The organism is Streptomyces venezuelae, from assembly GCF_008642295.1.
Taxonomy (GTDB): domain Bacteria; phylum Actinomycetota; class Actinomycetes; order Streptomycetales; family Streptomycetaceae; genus Streptomyces; species Streptomyces venezuelae_C.
This window is the reverse complement of the sequence record NZ_CP029190.1, coordinates 2,632,281-2,647,417: the sequence shown is the minus strand read 5'-3', so window position 1 is coordinate 2,647,417 and position 15,137 is coordinate 2,632,281. Positions and strand designations below refer to the sequence as shown.

Below are 15,137 nucleotides of genomic sequence, written 5' to 3'. Positions count from 1 at the left end.
GGCGACCGCTTCGACCTGATCACCATGGGCCGCATCGGGGTGGATCTCTACCCGCTCCGGACCGGAGTACCACTCGCCGAGGTGGACACCTTCGGCCGGTTCCTCGGCGGATCCGCGGCCAATGTGGCGGTCGCGGCGGCCCGCCTGGGCCGGCGCACCGCGCTGATCACCCGGACCGGCGCGGATCCCTTCGGCGCCTACCTGCGGGCGGAGCTGCGGGCCTTCGGCGTCGACGACCGCTGGGTCGCCGAGGTCGCCGCCTACCCCACCCCGCTGACCTTCTGCGAGATCTTCCCGCCGGACCGCTTCCCGATCCACTTCCGCCGCGAGCCCAAGGCCCCCGACCTGGAGATCCTTCCCGGGGAGCTGGACCTCGCGGCGGTCCGCGCCGCCCGGGTGTTCTGGATGACCGGAACCGGGCTGAGCGCGGAACCCAGCCGGGCGGCGACCCTGGCCGCCCTGGAAGCGCGGGCCGGGGCCGGGGCGGGGGCCGGGACGGGGGCCGGGACGGGGCGTGGGATTACCGTTTTCGATCTGGACTGGCGGCCGGTGCTTTGGTCGGGGGACCCGGCCGGGGCGTATGCGCAGGCCCTGGCCCTGGCCACGGTCGCCGTCGGCAACACGGAGGAGTGCGAGATCGCCACCGGCGAGCGCGAGCCCTGGGCGGCGGCCCGCGCACTGCTGGCGGCCGGAGTGGAGCTGGCGGTGGTGAAACGGGGCCCCGAGGGGGTGCTCGCCGTCCACCGGGACGGCACGGTGGCGGAGGTCCCGCCGGTGAAGGTCGAGGTGGTCAACGGGCTGGGCGCGGGGGACGCGTTCGGCGGCGCGCTCTGCCACGGCCTGCTGGCGGGCTGGCAGCTGGAACGCGTGATGCAGTACGCGAACGCGGCGGGGGCGATCGTGGCCTCGCGGCTGGCATGCTCCAGTGCGATGCCGTATCCCGCCGAGGTCGAGGAGGTGCTGGGCTGATGCCGGTCACCGCCGAGCACGGCATGGCTCTGACCCGGCTGCGGGTGCTGGAGCTCGCGCCGGCCGAGACGTATGCGTTCGACTGCGGGGATGCGGAGTGGATCGTACTGCCGCTGACCGGCGGCTGCGAGGTCCGCTGCGCCGAGCCGCCGCCGCCCGGGGCGCCGGCCGGGGCATCGACCGAGGAGCAGTGGCAGGTGTTCGAACTGCGGGGGCGGGGCAGTGTGTTCGGGGATGTCACCGACTTCGCCTACCTGCCGCGGGATGCCCGGGCCGAGATCCGCTCCGCCGCCGGCGGCCGGTTCGCGCTCGCCGGGGCGCGCTGCGAACGGCGGCTGCCCGCACGGTACGGGGCCGCCGCGGAGGTTCCCGTCGAGCTGCGCGGCCGGGGCAACTGCTCGCGCCAGGTCAACAACTTCGCCGCCGCCGACACCTTCGAGTGCGACCGGCTGATCGCCGTGGAAGTGCTCACCCCCGGCGGGAACTGGTCCTCGTACCCGCCGCACAAGCACGACGAGCACCACCCGGGAGAGGAGTCCGAACTGGAGGAGATCTACTACTACGAGATCGCCCCGCACGGGGACACCCCCGGCCTCGGTTACCAGCGGGTCTCCCCCTCCCCGGCCGGGAAGACCGACATCCTCACCGAGGTGCGGACCGGTGATGCCGTCCTGATCCCCGACGGCTGGCACGGCCCGTCCATCGCAGCCCCCGGCCACGACATGTACTACCTGAACGTGATGGCCGGACCGGGCCGGACCCGCGCATGGCTGATCCGGGACCATCCCGAGCACGCCTGGATCCGCGGCACCTGGCCGGGGCAGCCGGTCGACCCCAGGCTGCCTTTCCAGCGGCCCCGAGCGGAGGACCCGGCCCGATGACGCTGACCCCGACACGGAAACTGACCACCGCACAGGCCCTGATCGGATTCCTCGCCCGGCAGTTCACCGAGCGGGACGGCCACCGGCAGCGGCTGATCGCCGCCACCTGGGGGATCTTCGGACACGGGAACGTCGCCGGCATCGGCCAGGCCCTGCTGGAGCCGGCCGGCAAGGACATGCCCTTCCTCCAGGGGCGCAACGAGCAGGCGATGGTCCACGCGGCCGTCGGCTACGCCCGGCAGTCCGGCCGGCTGTCCGCCCACGCCGTGACCACCTCCATCGGGCCCGGCGCCACCAACCTGGTCACCGGCGCCGCCCTCGCCACGGTCAACCGGCTGCCCGTGCTCCTGCTGCCCGGCGACACCTTCGCCACCCGGCCCGCCGACCCGGTGCTCCAGCAGCTCGAAGTCCCGTACGCGGGCGATGTGTCCGTCAACGACACCCTGCGCCCGGTGTCCCGGTACTTCGACCGGATCACCCGCCCCGAGGCGCTGATCCCCGCCGCCCTCCAGGCCATGCGGGTGCTCGCCGACCCGGTGCAGACCGGTGCCGTCACCCTGGCCCTGCCGCAGGACGTGCAGGCCGAGGCGTACGACTGGCCGGAGGAGTTCTTCGCCGAACGGGTCTGGACGGTGCGCCGGCCCCGCCCCGACCGCGCGGAACTCGAGGCGGCGGCCCGCGCGGTCCGGTCGGCCGCCCGGCCGCTGATCATCGCCGGCGGCGGCATCCGGCACAGCCGGGCCGGGCGCGCCCTGCAGGAGTTCGCCGAGGCCACCGGGATTCCGGTGGCCACCACCCAGGCCGGCAAGGGCGTCCTGCCCCCCGACCACCCCGCCGAGGTCGGCGGTATCGGCCACACCGGGACCGCCGCCGCCGACGGGCTGGCCCGCGCGGCCGACCTGGTGATCGCCGCCGGCACCCGGCTGACGGATTTCACCACCGCCTCCGCGACCCTGTTCCGGGACCCGGACGTCCGGTTCATCGGCCTCAACCTGGACCCGTACGACGCCCACAAGCTGGCCGCCCGGCCCCTGGTCGGCGATGCGCGGGAAGGGCTCACCGCACTCCGGGAGGCGGTGGCCGGGTACCGGGTCGACCCGGCGTACGAGGCCGGGTACGCCGACGCGAAAGCCGCCTGGGAGACCCGTACCGGCCAGGCGTTCGCCACCCCCGACGAGGACGCCCGGCCCACCCAGACCCAGGTCCTCGGGCTGCTCGACGCCCTCGTCGACGAGTCGGACATCCTGATCAACGCGGCCGGCTCGCTCCCCGGCGACCTGCACAAGCTGTGGCGGGCCCGCTCGGCCGACCAGTACCACGTGGAATACGGGTACTCCTGCATGGGCTACGAGATCCCCGCCGCGATCGGCACCGCACTGGCCGCGCCCGGCCGGCCGGTGTGGGCGCTGGTCGGCGACGGCACCTATCTGATGAACCCCACCGAGCTGGCCACCGCCGCCCAGGAGGGCATCCCACTCAAACTGGTCATCGTGGACAATGGGGGGTACGCCTCCATCGGCGGCCTGTCGCAGGCGGTGGGCGGTGAGCGGCTCGGCACCGCGTTCCGCCACCGACACCCGGCCGAGGTGGACCTCGCGGCCAACGCGGCCTCCCTCGGCATGGCCGTCATCCGCGCCCACACCGTCCGTGACCTGCGGGAAGCCCTCGCCGAAGCGCGTGCGGCGGACCGTCCCACATGTGTCTACACACAGACCCGAACGCCCGACACTGTGTCGGGCCCGCCCCCCGCACAGGCGTGGTGGGATGTTCCTGTGGCCGAGACCGCGACCCGTACGTCGGCGATCGAGGCCCGCGAAGAGTACGACCGGCAAGCCGCTGATCGACGTCGCCACCTGTGAAGGCAGAAGGCCGAAGGCCGAAGGAGAAGCAATGAAGACCGTCAACCACTGGATCGGTGGCAAGACCGTCGAGGGCGCGTCGGGCAACTACGGCCCGGTCACCGACCCGGCGACCGGCGAGGTCACCACCCAGGTCGCGCTCGCCTCCGCCGCCGAGGTCGACGCGGCCGTGCAGGTCGCCAAGGAGGCGTACCAGACCTGGGGCCAGTCCTCGCTGGCCGCCCGCACCAAGGTGCTCTTCGCCTACCGCGCCCTGCTGGACGCCAACCGCGACGCCATCGCCGAGCTGATCACCGCCGAGCACGGCAAGGTGCACTCGGACGCGCTGGGCGAGGTCGCCCGCGGCCTGGAGATCGTCGAGCTGGCCTGTGGCATCACCACCCAGCTCAAGGGTGAGCTGTCGACCTCGGTGTCCAACCGCGTCGACGTCTCCGCGATCCGCCAGCCGCTCGGTGTGGTCGCCGGCATCACCCCCTTCAACTTCCCGGCGATGGTCCCGATGTGGATGTTCCCGCTGGCCGTGGCCTGCGGAAACACCTTCATCCTCAAGCCCAGCGAGAAGGACCCGTCGGCCGCGAACAAGCTGGCCGAGCTGGCGAGCGAGGCCGGTCTGCCGGCCGGTGTGCTGAACGTGGTGCACGGTGACAAGGTCGCCGTGGACGCGCTGCTGTCCCACCCCGACATCGCCGCCGTCTCCTTCGTGGGCTCCACCCCGATCGCCCGCCACATCCACACCACCGCCTCCGCCAACGGCAAGCGGGTCCAGGCCCTGGGCGGCGCCAAGAACCACATGCTGGTCCTCCCCGATGCGGACCTCGACGCCGCCGCCGATGCCGCGGTCTCCGCCGCGTACGGCAGCGCCGGCGAGCGCTGCATGGCCATCTCGGCCGTCGTCGCGGTCGGCTCCATCGCCGACGAGCTGGTCGAGAAGATCCGCGAGCGCGCCGAGAAGATCAAGATCGGCCCCGGCAACGACCCGACCTCCGAGATGGGCCCGCTGATCACGGCCGCCCACCGCGACAAGGTCGCCTCGTACGTCAAGGGCGCGGCGGACCAGGGCGCGGACGTGATCCTGGACGGCACCGGTTACACCGTTGGCGGCTTCGAGAACGGCCACTGGATCGGCCTGTCCCTCCTCGACAACGTCAAGACCGACTCCGACGCCTACCGCGACGAGATCTTCGGCCCGGTCCTGTGCGTGCTGCGCGCCGAGACCTATGAGGAGGGCGTGGCCCTGATCAACGCCTCGCCGTTCGGCAACGGCACGGCGATCTTCACCCGGGACGGCGGCGCGGCCCGCCGCTTCCAGCTGGAGATCGAGGCGGGCATGGTCGGCGTGAACGTGCCGATCCCGGTGCCGGTGGGCTACCACTCCTTCGGTGGCTGGAAGGACTCCCTCTTCGGCGACCACCACATCTACGGCAACGACGGCATCCACTTCTACACCCGCGGCAAGGTCGTCACCACCCGCTGGCCCGACCCGTCCGAGGGCCACATCGGCGTCGACCTGGGCTTCCCCCGCAACCACTGACGCCTGACCGGCACCGAGAACCGCAGAACCCCCGGCCAACCCTCACCGGCCGGGGGTTTCTGCTGTCGGCGGGGTGCTCAGGCGGCGGGCACCGTTGCCGGTTCGGGCTTGCGGGCCCATTGCACCGCGGGGCCGATCGCGGCGGTGCCGGCGAGGAAGATCAGGCACATGGCGAGCCAGCCGGAAGAGCCGTGGTGGATCACCAGGAAGGACACCACGGCCGGGCCGACGGTGGCCTGGGCGACCATGTGGAGGTGGAATGCCCCCAGGTATTCACCCCTCGCAGACTCGGGGGCGAGCCCGAACCCGAGGCCGAACACGCTGGACGACTGCCACAGCTCGGCAAAGGTGAAGAGGAGAACCGCCGCCAGCGCGAAGAAGCCTGCGACCCATGCCGTGGTGATGTTGCAGACCACCAGGACGACACAGCCTGCCGCACTGATCAGACCCGCCTTGCGCGCGGCACTGACCGAGCCGTCCAGGGTCTCGGAGCCCTTGGCGTACTTCACCTGGAGGAGCACGACCAGGACGGTGTTCAGCACGAAGACCACGGGAACGAAGCTGCGCGGAAGCTTGTCACTGGTCACCAGCCACAGCGGAATTCCGACCATGAAGACCGCGCTGTGCAGAGCCAGCAGGCTCGATGCGCCGATCACGCTGAGGAAGGGCGTGTCCTTCAGGGCACGGAACCGGGACACCCGGTCCGTCGTGGACGGTGCAGCAGGGCCGGCCGGCAGCCGCAGTACGAGTCCTGCCGCCAGCAGGAAGGAGAGGGCGTTGCCCAGCGGAAGCGCCTGCATCACGGAGCCTCCGACTGCGATGAGTGCAGCAGCCGCCAGAGCGCCGAGCGAGAAGCCGATGTTGAACACCGAGCGCAGGGCCGCCCGTGCGCTGACCCGCTCGCCTTCCGGCACCACCTCCATGATCAAGGTGTGGAACAGCGGGCCACTGCCCCACTCGAGCGCTCCGACCAGGCCCACCACGGCGAAGAACGCCGGCAGCGAACCGACCGCAGGGTAGAGGCAGTAGGCGCCGGCTATCGCCAGCATGCTGATGAACAGCAGGCGCCGGGCGCCGATCCGGTCGGCGGCCATACCCATCAGCACACTGGACACGAAGCCGGAAAGCCCCGCGAGGGAGAGTCCGAGCCCGACCTGGGCGGCCGGAAGCCCGGCGACCGCGATGAAATAGACAGCCGAACCGGCGGTGAAAATACCGCCGCCCACGCTGTCGATGAAGTGCAGCGTGGCGAGCGTCCTGGCCGGACCGTTCAGCGAACCGTAGTTGTTGCGCACGAACGAGAGCCAGGGCTTCACGGGAGCCTCGGGAAGTCGGCGTCCGGGAAGGCGACGCCCTCGGTCGTGCCGTCGTCCTCGACGAGGGGCACACCGGTGTCGCGCTGCCGGGGGTCGAAGCGGGTTTCGGCGTCCATGTAGACCACCACATGGGCGATCCGCGGGTCGTCGGTGAGGTTCGGAGAGGCGGTGTGGGCGGTGAGCGAGTGGTGGAAGGTGCAGTCGCCGGCCCGGAGGGGCACGGTGACCCGCGGTTCCCAGAGGAGCTCCGGAGCAGCCTTCATCAGGTTGTCGGCGTCGCGCAGGTCCTGGGAGTGCAGGCCCTGGTAGCGGTGTGAGCCGGGAATGAAGCTCATGCAGCCGCGCGTCGCGGGTACGTCGACGAGGGCGACCCAGGCGGACAGGGAGTGCCGGGAGCCCAGGTGCGGCCAGTACGGCTGATCCTGGTGGAACTCGGTGGCGGCACCGTTGTGCGGTTCCTTGATCAGGAGATGGTCGTGGTACAGCCGCAGCGGGATGCCGGCCAGAGCGGTGGCCGCGGCGGCCAGGACGGGGCTGAGGGTGAGCTCGCGGAGGGTCTCGTCCTGCTGCCAGAGCTGCATCACATGGGTGAAGGTCGGATCAGCCGGAGCAGCACGGGGCCGGTCCCGGGCGGCCAGTGCAGCCTTCGCATAACGGGCGGCATCGGCCTTGTCGATGATGTTGGGGATACGGACGAAACCGTCGCGGCGATAGGCGGCGACCTGCTCTTCGGTCACGGAGGTGTTCATGCGTTCTTCCCTGCTGGAATGGCATCAGGACAGCATCAGGACAACAGCGCCGCTTCCACGACTTCGAGGGCGTCAAGCCTCTTGCGGTCCCAGTCGTCGAGACGGTCGGTGGCGAAATGTGCTTCCAGGGCCGCCGCGGCGCCCTCGGGGAGCCCGTGCTTCCACTGCTTCAACAGAACGGAATGCCGTCTGTCCCGGAAGTTCAGGGCCTTCGCGATCTCCAGCGCACTGCTCGCCTCTTCGGCGGAGAGGTCGCCTTCCCGCACCCGTTCCGCCAGCAGCCAGCGGACGTTCACCAGCGGAATGGTGACGGGGGTGAAGTCCTCCGGGTCGTACAGCAGCGCCACATCGCCATCGGAGTCGATCGAGCCGTTCAGGTACTGCGAGTAGACCCAGCCGCTGCCGGTCATCCCGATCGTCCGGCATTCCACGGCCCGCAGCGCGCCCATCGAGGACGCGCCGGACAGCGGCTGCCCGGCGAACAGCAGGGCCCGCACCTCGGTCACGCTCACCGCGAGACTCTGGCCGAACTCCCCGTCCAGCATGATGACTTTACGAGGGGACTCCGCGCCGATGAGGGCCAGCAGATCGTGCCGGCGGACCGGGGGCCGCAGATCGAGCGTCCGGTTCCGTTCCCGGGCGAGGCCTTGGAGCCGGGTGAGGTCCGCCGGGCGCAGCGAGGGGCCGGTGAACACCGTGATGGTGGGGCTGATCGTCATGACAGGGCCTTTGTGAGTCCGGCTCGCACCATCTCGCGGTGCAGGCGTGTTCCCAGCCGCGCGGGATCGTTGTGGTAGACCTCGAGTCCGGGCACGATCACCTTGGTGACCGAGAACGGAAGGTCGTCGGGGGCCAGTTCCGTGGCGAAGACCAGCGGGAGCCCGGCGCGTTCCAGTCCGGCCAGGACCACCTCGAGGTCGCCGTCCGTCGTGCCGGTGCTCGAGCTCTGGACCACGTCGAAATCCGCCGTGGGCCGCCCGCTGCTCCACACCTCGTACATCTCGCGGAGGGCTTCGTAGGAGGAGTGGCGGCGGTAGGCCTGGCCCGCGAAGTCCTCCCGTGCGCCCGCGATCACCGCGAGCCTCGACTGGGCCGCCTCCGTCAGCGCGCGGGTCACCGCGACGACCGGATCGAGATGGCAGCCCGCGCCGCCGTTGAAGAGCATCCCGTCGCCGGCCTGGGTGTCGTCGGTGGTCGCGAAGAACGTCGGTACTCCGATGTCGTTGACATAGGCGAAGACCTGGACGTTGACCCCCATCTGCCCGAACCGGCCGACCAGTTCCCGGGCGGCGTCCGGCAGCGAGGACAGCCGGATGTTCCAGCCGCTCTTGAGGGTCTCGCCGAATGCCGTGCAGTCGTGCTCGATGGTCTCGAGCAGTCCGTGCAGCAGGGCCTCCTGGGGGCTGTTGCCCACGGCGAGGCCGATGGTGTTCGACCGGAACATCCCGCACTCGTTCGGGAAGGGCACGAACACCGCGAGAGCGGGAATGAGCACCTCGGTGTTCGAGGCCAGTTCCCGTACGGGCCACCAGGCGATGGACGCGTCCTCGGTCCAGGTGTGGCCCCGCTTGAGGATCAGGCGCCGGGGGTCGAGCGCGGGGACGCCCGAGGCGCACAGCTCGGCGTACGAAGCCCGCAGCGGGGGCTCACCCGCCCGCTGTTCGCACCAGGTCCGCTCGATCGCCTCCATCATGGCCGAGACCCGGGCTGCCGCCGCGGTCATGCCCTTTCCGCTGGTCACCGTATTGAGCCCGGGTGCCGCGGCGGGCCGGAAGCTGTTGAAGACCGGGATGCCGAGGACATCGAGCTCGGTGACATCGGCGACCCGGGTGATTCCGCACCGGGTGAAGCTGGCCCGGGCCAGCGCCTCCGTCTCTTCCAGCGTGCGGGTCCGCAGGGAGGTGCCGCAGGCGGTGGCGGGCGCGTCGGCCGCGGGCGGGAACCAGTGGGTCCGGTCGAGGCTCGCAGGGACACGCGTATGAACGATCGTCATCTGACGCTGAATTCCTTTCTGGCCGACCGCTTGCCGAGCCTCTCGCGACATGCCTGGGCGACCCACCGGTGCCAGGCGGCGGCGTTCGCGGGTCTGAGGATGCTGTGCCGCTCGTCCGGGACGAGCATGAGTTCGACGTCCACGCCCAGGGTGTCCAGCGCCCGGTACACGGCGCGCGATTCACCGACCGGCACATGGCTGTCCTCACATCCGTGGGACAGGAGCACCTTGGTCCGCGGCGAGATGGCCTCGAGCGAGAGGCTCTCCGAGCGGTAGGCCGGCGAGGCATCCACCGGGCCGTACTCGCGCAGCCAGTGCCAGTGCAGATCGCAGGCCCGGGCCACCGCGGGGAAATCGGCCCAGCCGCAGTGGCTGACGATCAGGCGCGGTTCGGGCAGGAGGGTTCCCAGTGCCAGCGAGAGGAAGCCGCCGAAGCTCGCTCCCATCACCGCCACCCGCTCGGCGTCGAGACGGGGATCGAGCAGTGCGTCCCCGATCTGCTCGGCGGCCACGGCGGCCACCTCGGAGGTCCATTTCCCCCACCCGCGCTCGATGGCGTCCTGGCCGTACCCGACCGACAGGGGAGGGTCGGGCATCAGGACCGCGTACCCGTCGGCGACGAACGGCCAGGGGTTCCACCGCCAGGACCAGTCGGTCCAGCTGAGCATCGGCCCGCCGTGGCACCAGACGAGGACGGGAAGCCCGCCGCCGGCATCCCCGTCGAAGTCCTCGGGCAGGCAGAGCCAGCTGCTCCACCTGGCTCCGTCGGGTGCCTCGTAGGTGAGACGCTCCATCCTGCCCCGGGGGATGGCCGCGGCGGCCGGGGCGAAGACCTCCGTGCGGGTGGCCTCCGGTGTGGCGAGCGAGAGGGCCACGACCGAGGGGGGCGACCCGATGGAGGAGCGGACGACCAGGGCCTCGCTCCCGCGGGCCGTCACGGAGAGCACCGAGCCGCCGGCGTCCAACCGTGTGATGACGTCCGTGTCGACGGCGATCCGCCAGAGGTGGCGCCGCCCGTCCTCCTCGCCGGTGCACAGCAGCGTCGTGGAGTCCTGCCAGCAGCGGGGCTGAAGCCAGTCGCGGTGGGCCTGAGCGACCTTGCGGACGTCGAGTCCGTCGCTCGACACCAGGGCCGCCTCCTGACGGGGCGCCATACCGGGGACCGCGATCCGTTCCGCGGTGCAGGCGAACCAGGCGCCGTCGGGGGACGCGACCGCGTCGCTCAGGTCGTCCTCGGCCCAGACCTGCCGGGCCTCATCCGGCAGGTCCGGGGAGAAGCCCGGGGAGAACAGGAGTAGCCCGTAGCGACGGTGCCCGCCGGGCAGGAAGCGGACCAGCCCGGCGGCGCAGCGGCGGCCGTCGGGGGTCAGGGCGACCTGCCCGGACAGCCGGGTGTCCCGGTCGAGGGGAAGTTCCAGCAGGACCGGCTCGGCCGTATCCCCGGCCTCCCCGGCATCGCCGGCATTCTCGGCCAGGGACAGGACGACCAGCTTGAGTACCTCGGTGCCGAACTGCTGGCTGGAGCGCGGCCAGAGGTCGCCCTCGACGGTCACCGCGGTCAGGCCCTCCCGGGCCTCCTGCTCCCGGAGAGCCCGGTCCGCTGCGAAGGAGTCCGCCTTGGCGTGCACCCAGACGGCCGCGACGGCCGTCCGGCCGGCGGCGGCGTAGCAGACCACGTCGCGGGCGGTGCCGAGCAGTGCCTGCGGTTCCCGCCCCTCGCGGTGCCGCCAGAGCGACCGGCCGCCCACCGAGCCCAGAGAGTTTTCCGCCGGCGGGCGCCGGTCCGAGAGGAAGAGGTAGTCCTCGTCACCGAGGACGGTCACCGACGAGGCGCCCGCGTGTGCGTGCAGCAGGGTCGGCCCGTCGCCGTGGTCGGGGGAGTAGCCCAGCACGAAGGGAACGAGGTCGGGACGGTTCTCCCGCTCGATCTGGGATTCGACGAGAAGACGGCTGCCCAGGCGGTGCGCCCTCGTCAGCCGCTGCTGTGTCCGCAGGAGTTCGAACAGAGCGGTCCCGGCGCTGCCTTCGGTGGTGGGTCCGGGCACGGTGCTACGCCCTGCCTTCGCGCTGCCGGAGCCGTACGGCCTGTGCTGCCAGCGCTCCGTGGTCCTGGCCGGCGAGATGGGCGTGCAGCTCGCTCCGGAGCCAGGCGACCTTCTCCTCCACGGACAGGAAGTGATGCGTTCCGGCCACCCCTGCCGCGGCGGAGCCCTTGAGGAACACGGCCAGGGCCAGCTCGGCGAGATCCCGGGCGGTGGGCTGCTGGAGCGAGATCACCAGGTGCAGGGCATCGGTGCCGGCCGGGGCTCCCCGGCGCACCCGCCCGGCCGGGACGTAGAGGACGTCGCCGGCTTCGAGCACGGTCTCGGTGGCCTGCCCGCCCTCGCCCACGATCCAGCGCATACGGCCTTCGAGCTGCACGGTGAGGGTGTGGGCGCCGTCCGCATGGGCGGGTACGCCATCGGATCCGGCGGCGCAGAAGTACGCGTCGGCACCGGCCTGGGCACGGCATTCGGTTCGGAGCGCGTCGACGAGTGCGCCGATCGGGCCCTTCCAGTCTTCCAGTTGGCTCAGCACGAAGACGTGGCCGGAGGCGACCAGCTCGCGCACCGCGGCCGGCTTCGCGTACCCGGGCCGGGGCTTCGTCTGGACGATCCGGGTCTCGGCGACGCCCGAGACCGTGGGGTCGGTGCCCTCCCTGAGGATGCCGAAGTAGGGGGCGACCAGCGAGCCGCAGTCCAGCTCGTTCCAGACGTCCGCCGTGGAGAGCAGCGTCTTCGCCGGCTCGCAGCTGAACGTGGCCGTACGGATTCCCCATACCTCGCCGAGGAAGGTCTCGGCGTCACCGACGAGGTCGGCGAGGTGCTCGGGTGCCCGCGTGGTCTCTTCCGTCCGCGCGGAAACGTCGATGGTCATCGGTTCAGGCCCTCCGGTTCCGCATGCGCGCCACGGTCTTGTCCACGAGTGCGTCCGGGTCCACCTGGTCCAGGTAGCCGAGCAACGCACGGGTCACCGCCTCGGCCTTGGCCTCGGTGGAGATGCCGGAGGTGGTGGATTCCAGGCGGTCCGCTTCCTCGCCGAAGCCCTGCATCAGGGACTCGACGAGCTCCAGCGGGGCCGGCTCGGTGAGGGTCAGGGTCAGGTGGAGCGAGGTGCCCGTCCGGGCCGTGGCGACATGGGGGACGCCGTGCGGCAGGTAGAGGACATCCCCGGGCTCCATGACGAAGGAGCGCGAGTGGCTGTCCGCATCCAGCTCGGGCAGGAGTCCGCCACGGGAGTCGACCTTGTCCGGAGCGTCGTAGATGCGCCATTCCTTGGCGCCGGCGATCTGCACGGCGAGCACATGGGACGGGTCCCGGTGCGGAAGCATGCCGGTGTTGTCGCACGGGGTGTAGAAGACATAGGCCTTGAGCTCGGCGGGGAGCCTGCTCTCGATCTCGTCCATGAGCTGCCGCGTCGGCCGGTGCCAGTCCTCGAGCTGGCTCAGCTTCATGGTGGCGCCGCCGGCCAGGTGCTTCCGGACCTTCTCGGCGTCGGCGAAGTCGCTCACGCTCTGGCCGCGGACGTTCCTGGTGCGGGTGAAGTCCGAGATCGCCGGCTGGATCCCCTCCTTCAGGAGCATGAAGTACGGCCAGCGGAGCAGGCCGACGTCGAGCACTTCCTGAATGGCCGTCTCATCCAGCATTCCCGCCACCGGAGAGGCATTCTTGAACAACCCGTGCCTCTTGTTCCAGAAGGCGCCCATGAGGTCGACTTCGTCAATGAGGCGAGTCAGTGGATGTACGGTTTCCACGAGAATCCTTATCACTAAATCGAAACCGATCGGGGGCGGCCCGAAGGCCGCCCCCGAATCACGCTTTAGGCCTCGTTGATGACACCGATGACCATCGGGCGCTCGTGGTCGGAGAGCTCCGCGACCTCAGCGTCGGCGGCAGCGATGATGGTCTCCTCGTTGGTGGCGGAGAGCTTGTCGTTGATGGACATTCGAATACCCCTTTTTCTTTTCCGGCGGTGAATCGATTTCCCGTTGTTTTCAACGGGTTGGTGAAACAATTAGAACGGTAATGCGGATCTCTCGTCAAGAGGAAAGGAAAGAAGAAATCTTCCGGCGCATTCCGGCCGGGCCCAGGCCATGCGCAATGGCATGCTGGCGCGGCGAGCCGTAGTTCCGCAGTTCTTCTTTCGAGACCCCGAGAGCGAGGATTCTGTGCGGCCGGTCCACAAGGGCGCCGGCGATTTCGGCGGTCGATGTTCCCGCGAGATAGGGCTCGACGAGGACGACCGAGGCCACCGCCTGCTCACCTACCACCGCACGCAGTCCGGCGGTGTCGAAGGGGCGGATGGTGGCGCCGTAGAGGACGGTGACGTCCAGGTGTTCGGTGGCCTCCAGCACGGCGTCGGCCAGGGGCCCCACCGCGATGACGGTGGCCTGTGTTCCGCGGCGCAGGACCCGGAACCCGTGCCCGGAGTCCAGGCCGTACGGCTCGGCGTTCGACTGGTTGGACAGCCGGACGTAGACGAGTCCGTCGCCGGTCGCGGCCTCGCGCAGGTGCGCCTCGGCCTCGTCCGGGTGGCCCGGAACATGGATGGTCCAGTCGGGCAGTGTCGACAGCAGTGCGACATCTCCGGGCGACTGGTGGGACCGGCCGCTGCTCGCCATGTCGTACGAGGCGCCGGCGCTGACCAGGACCGCGCCCGCGTCCTGATGGTTCAGATCGAGCTTGATCTGCTCGAAGGGCCGCTCGATGAGGAAGGGTGCGAAGCTGTGGGCGATCGGCCGCATTCCTGCCAGCGACATCCCGCCCGCGACGCTGACCAGCAACTGTTCCCTGATCCCCAGGTTGACGACCCGGTCGGGGTGGCTCTCCTTGGCCGCGCGGAACAGCCCCGCGGTGAGGTCGGCGGTCACCAGTGCAAGGTTCTCGTGGACGCCTAGCAGCTCTGTCGTGACATCGACGAAGCGCTCGCGCATGATGCCTGCCAAGGGCACTCCTCTGAGTAGTTCCGGTGTCCGGGCGTCAGCGGTCGGCCGGAGCGCCCACATCGGCGACGACCAGACCGGGCCGGCCCGGATGCGGGGTGGTGAAGGCCTTCTCCAGCGCCTCGTGGTCGCGGCCGTCGACCCGCAGGGTCGCCCAGCCCTCGGCCGCGAACCGGGTCTCCAGACCGCCGGGCCAGCCCTGGGTCGCCGAGTGGTTGTCGATCACCACGGCGTTCAGCCGGTCCAGGCCGGCCCGGGCGGCGTAGGCGACGGCTTCGTGATTGGAGCCCTCGTCGAATTCGCCGTCGCCGAGCAGGACCCAGAGCCGGGAGTCGGTCAGTCCGCGCGCCCGCAGACCCAGCGCCGTCCCCACCGCCAGCGGCAGCCCGTGTCCCAGCGACCCGCTGGATATCTCGACACCGGGGATGAGCGCACGGTCGGGGTGGTAGCCGAGCGGCGAATTGAATGCGCCGAACATGTCGAAAAGCTCGGGCTCGAAGAATCCCTTGGCGCACAGTACTGCGTAGTAGGCCTGTGGGCCGTGGCCCTTTGAAAGATAGAAGCGGTCGCGGTCCTCGCGCAGGGTGGGATCGACCTGGAGGACCCGGTCGTAGAGCACCCAGAGTGCGTCCATGGTCGAGGTGGCGGCTTCGGAATGCTTTTCGTCCCCGGTCATCCGGGACATCAGTCCTGCGAGGTCTTCGAACCCGTATGAGTCCGACTTTGCATCGCGTTCCCTGGTCAGGATTTCGTGCATGATCATCCCCTCGAAAGCCCAGCGGGAACGACACTAGTTCCGATCGGGGGCCTTCCGGTTCGACCGCCCGAAGACCTTGTCAGGTTGCGGTGTTGGACGGC

14 protein-coding genes are annotated in these 15,137 nt (G+C 70.5%); 4 read left to right on the top strand and 10 right to left on the bottom strand.

Going from position 1 to position 15,137, the window contains the following annotated elements:
• Positions 1–24: 24 nt before the first annotated feature.
• From iolC to DEJ50_RS11385, 4 genes are read left to right on the top strand one after another with little or no spacing between them, the layout of a single operon-like run.
• Positions 25–969 (top strand): 5-dehydro-2-deoxygluconokinase, encoded by a 945-nt coding sequence (iolC, locus tag DEJ50_RS11400; RefSeq protein WP_150212062.1) that lies wholly within the window; start codon positions 25–27, stop codon positions 967–969.
• Positions 969–1,850, top strand: a complete 882-nt coding sequence (gene iolB, locus DEJ50_RS11395; RefSeq protein ID WP_190344425.1) for a 5-deoxy-glucuronate isomerase — start codon at positions 969–971, stop codon at positions 1,848–1,850. The genes iolC and iolB overlap by 1 nt, the downstream gene beginning before the upstream one ends.
• Entirely contained in the window at positions 1,847–3,709 is a 1,863-nt protein-coding gene (iolD, locus tag DEJ50_RS11390) for a 3D-(3,5/4)-trihydroxycyclohexane-1,2-dione acylhydrolase (decyclizing) (RefSeq protein ID WP_150207543.1), read from the top strand. The genes iolB and iolD overlap by 4 nt, the downstream gene beginning before the upstream one ends.
• Before the next feature lie 31 nt (positions 3,710–3,740).
• On the top strand, positions 3,741–5,240 hold the full coding sequence (locus DEJ50_RS11385; protein WP_150207542.1) for a CoA-acylating methylmalonate-semialdehyde dehydrogenase: 1,500 nt from the start codon (positions 3,741–3,743) through the stop codon (positions 5,238–5,240).
• Positions 5,241–5,317: 77 nt separating this feature from the next.
• Here DEJ50_RS11385 and DEJ50_RS11380 read toward each other — a convergent pair whose 3' ends face one another.
• The 10 genes from DEJ50_RS11380 to DEJ50_RS11340 all read right to left on the bottom strand — a co-directional run bounded on the left by DEJ50_RS11380 (position 5,318) and on the right by DEJ50_RS11340 (position 15,036).
• Entirely contained in the window at positions 5,318–6,556 is a 1,239-nt protein-coding gene (locus DEJ50_RS11380; RefSeq protein ID WP_190344424.1) for an MFS transporter, read from the bottom strand.
• Complete coding sequence (locus DEJ50_RS11375; RefSeq protein ID WP_150207538.1) at positions 6,553–7,305, bottom strand: phytanoyl-CoA dioxygenase family protein; 753 nt, start codon at positions 7,303–7,305, stop codon at positions 6,553–6,555. Before DEJ50_RS11375 ends, DEJ50_RS11380 begins: the two co-directional genes overlap by 4 nt.
• 35 nt (positions 7,306–7,340) lie before the next feature.
• Positions 7,341–8,024, bottom strand: coding sequence for a TfuA-like protein (locus tag DEJ50_RS11370; RefSeq protein WP_150207536.1), 684 nt, complete (start codon positions 8,022–8,024; stop codon positions 7,341–7,343).
• Complete coding sequence (locus DEJ50_RS11365; protein ID WP_190344421.1) at positions 8,021–9,298, bottom strand: YcaO-like family protein; 1,278 nt, start codon at positions 9,296–9,298, stop codon at positions 8,021–8,023. The genes DEJ50_RS11370 and DEJ50_RS11365 overlap by 4 nt, the downstream gene beginning before the upstream one ends.
• Positions 9,295–11,343, bottom strand: a complete 2,049-nt coding sequence (locus DEJ50_RS11360; RefSeq protein WP_150207532.1) for a prolyl oligopeptidase family serine peptidase — start codon at positions 11,341–11,343, stop codon at positions 9,295–9,297. Before DEJ50_RS11360 ends, DEJ50_RS11365 begins: the two co-directional genes overlap by 4 nt.
• Positions 11,344–11,347: 4 nt before the next feature.
• On the bottom strand, positions 11,348–12,214 hold the full coding sequence (locus DEJ50_RS11355) for a JmjC domain-containing protein (protein ID WP_150207530.1): 867 nt from the start codon (positions 12,212–12,214) through the stop codon (positions 11,348–11,350).
• A gap of 4 nt (positions 12,215–12,218) precedes the next feature.
• Positions 12,219–12,983, bottom strand: a complete 765-nt coding sequence (locus DEJ50_RS11350) for a JmjC domain-containing protein (protein WP_317852530.1) — start codon at positions 12,981–12,983, stop codon at positions 12,219–12,221.
• A gap of 173 nt (positions 12,984–13,156) precedes the next feature.
• Complete coding sequence (locus DEJ50_RS35195) at positions 13,157–13,282, bottom strand: hypothetical protein (RefSeq protein WP_263399185.1); 126 nt, start codon at positions 13,280–13,282, stop codon at positions 13,157–13,159.
• Between the two features lie 94 nt (positions 13,283–13,376).
• Positions 13,377–14,270: a transketolase family protein gene (locus tag DEJ50_RS11345; protein ID WP_150212061.1), complete on the bottom strand. Its 894-nt coding sequence runs from the start codon at positions 14,268–14,270 to the stop codon at positions 13,377–13,379.
• A gap of 46 nt (positions 14,271–14,316) precedes the next feature.
• On the bottom strand, positions 14,317–15,036 hold the full coding sequence (locus DEJ50_RS11340; protein WP_150207526.1) for a thiamine pyrophosphate-dependent enzyme: 720 nt from the start codon (positions 15,034–15,036) through the stop codon (positions 14,317–14,319).
• Positions 15,037–15,137 lie beyond the last annotated feature (101 nt).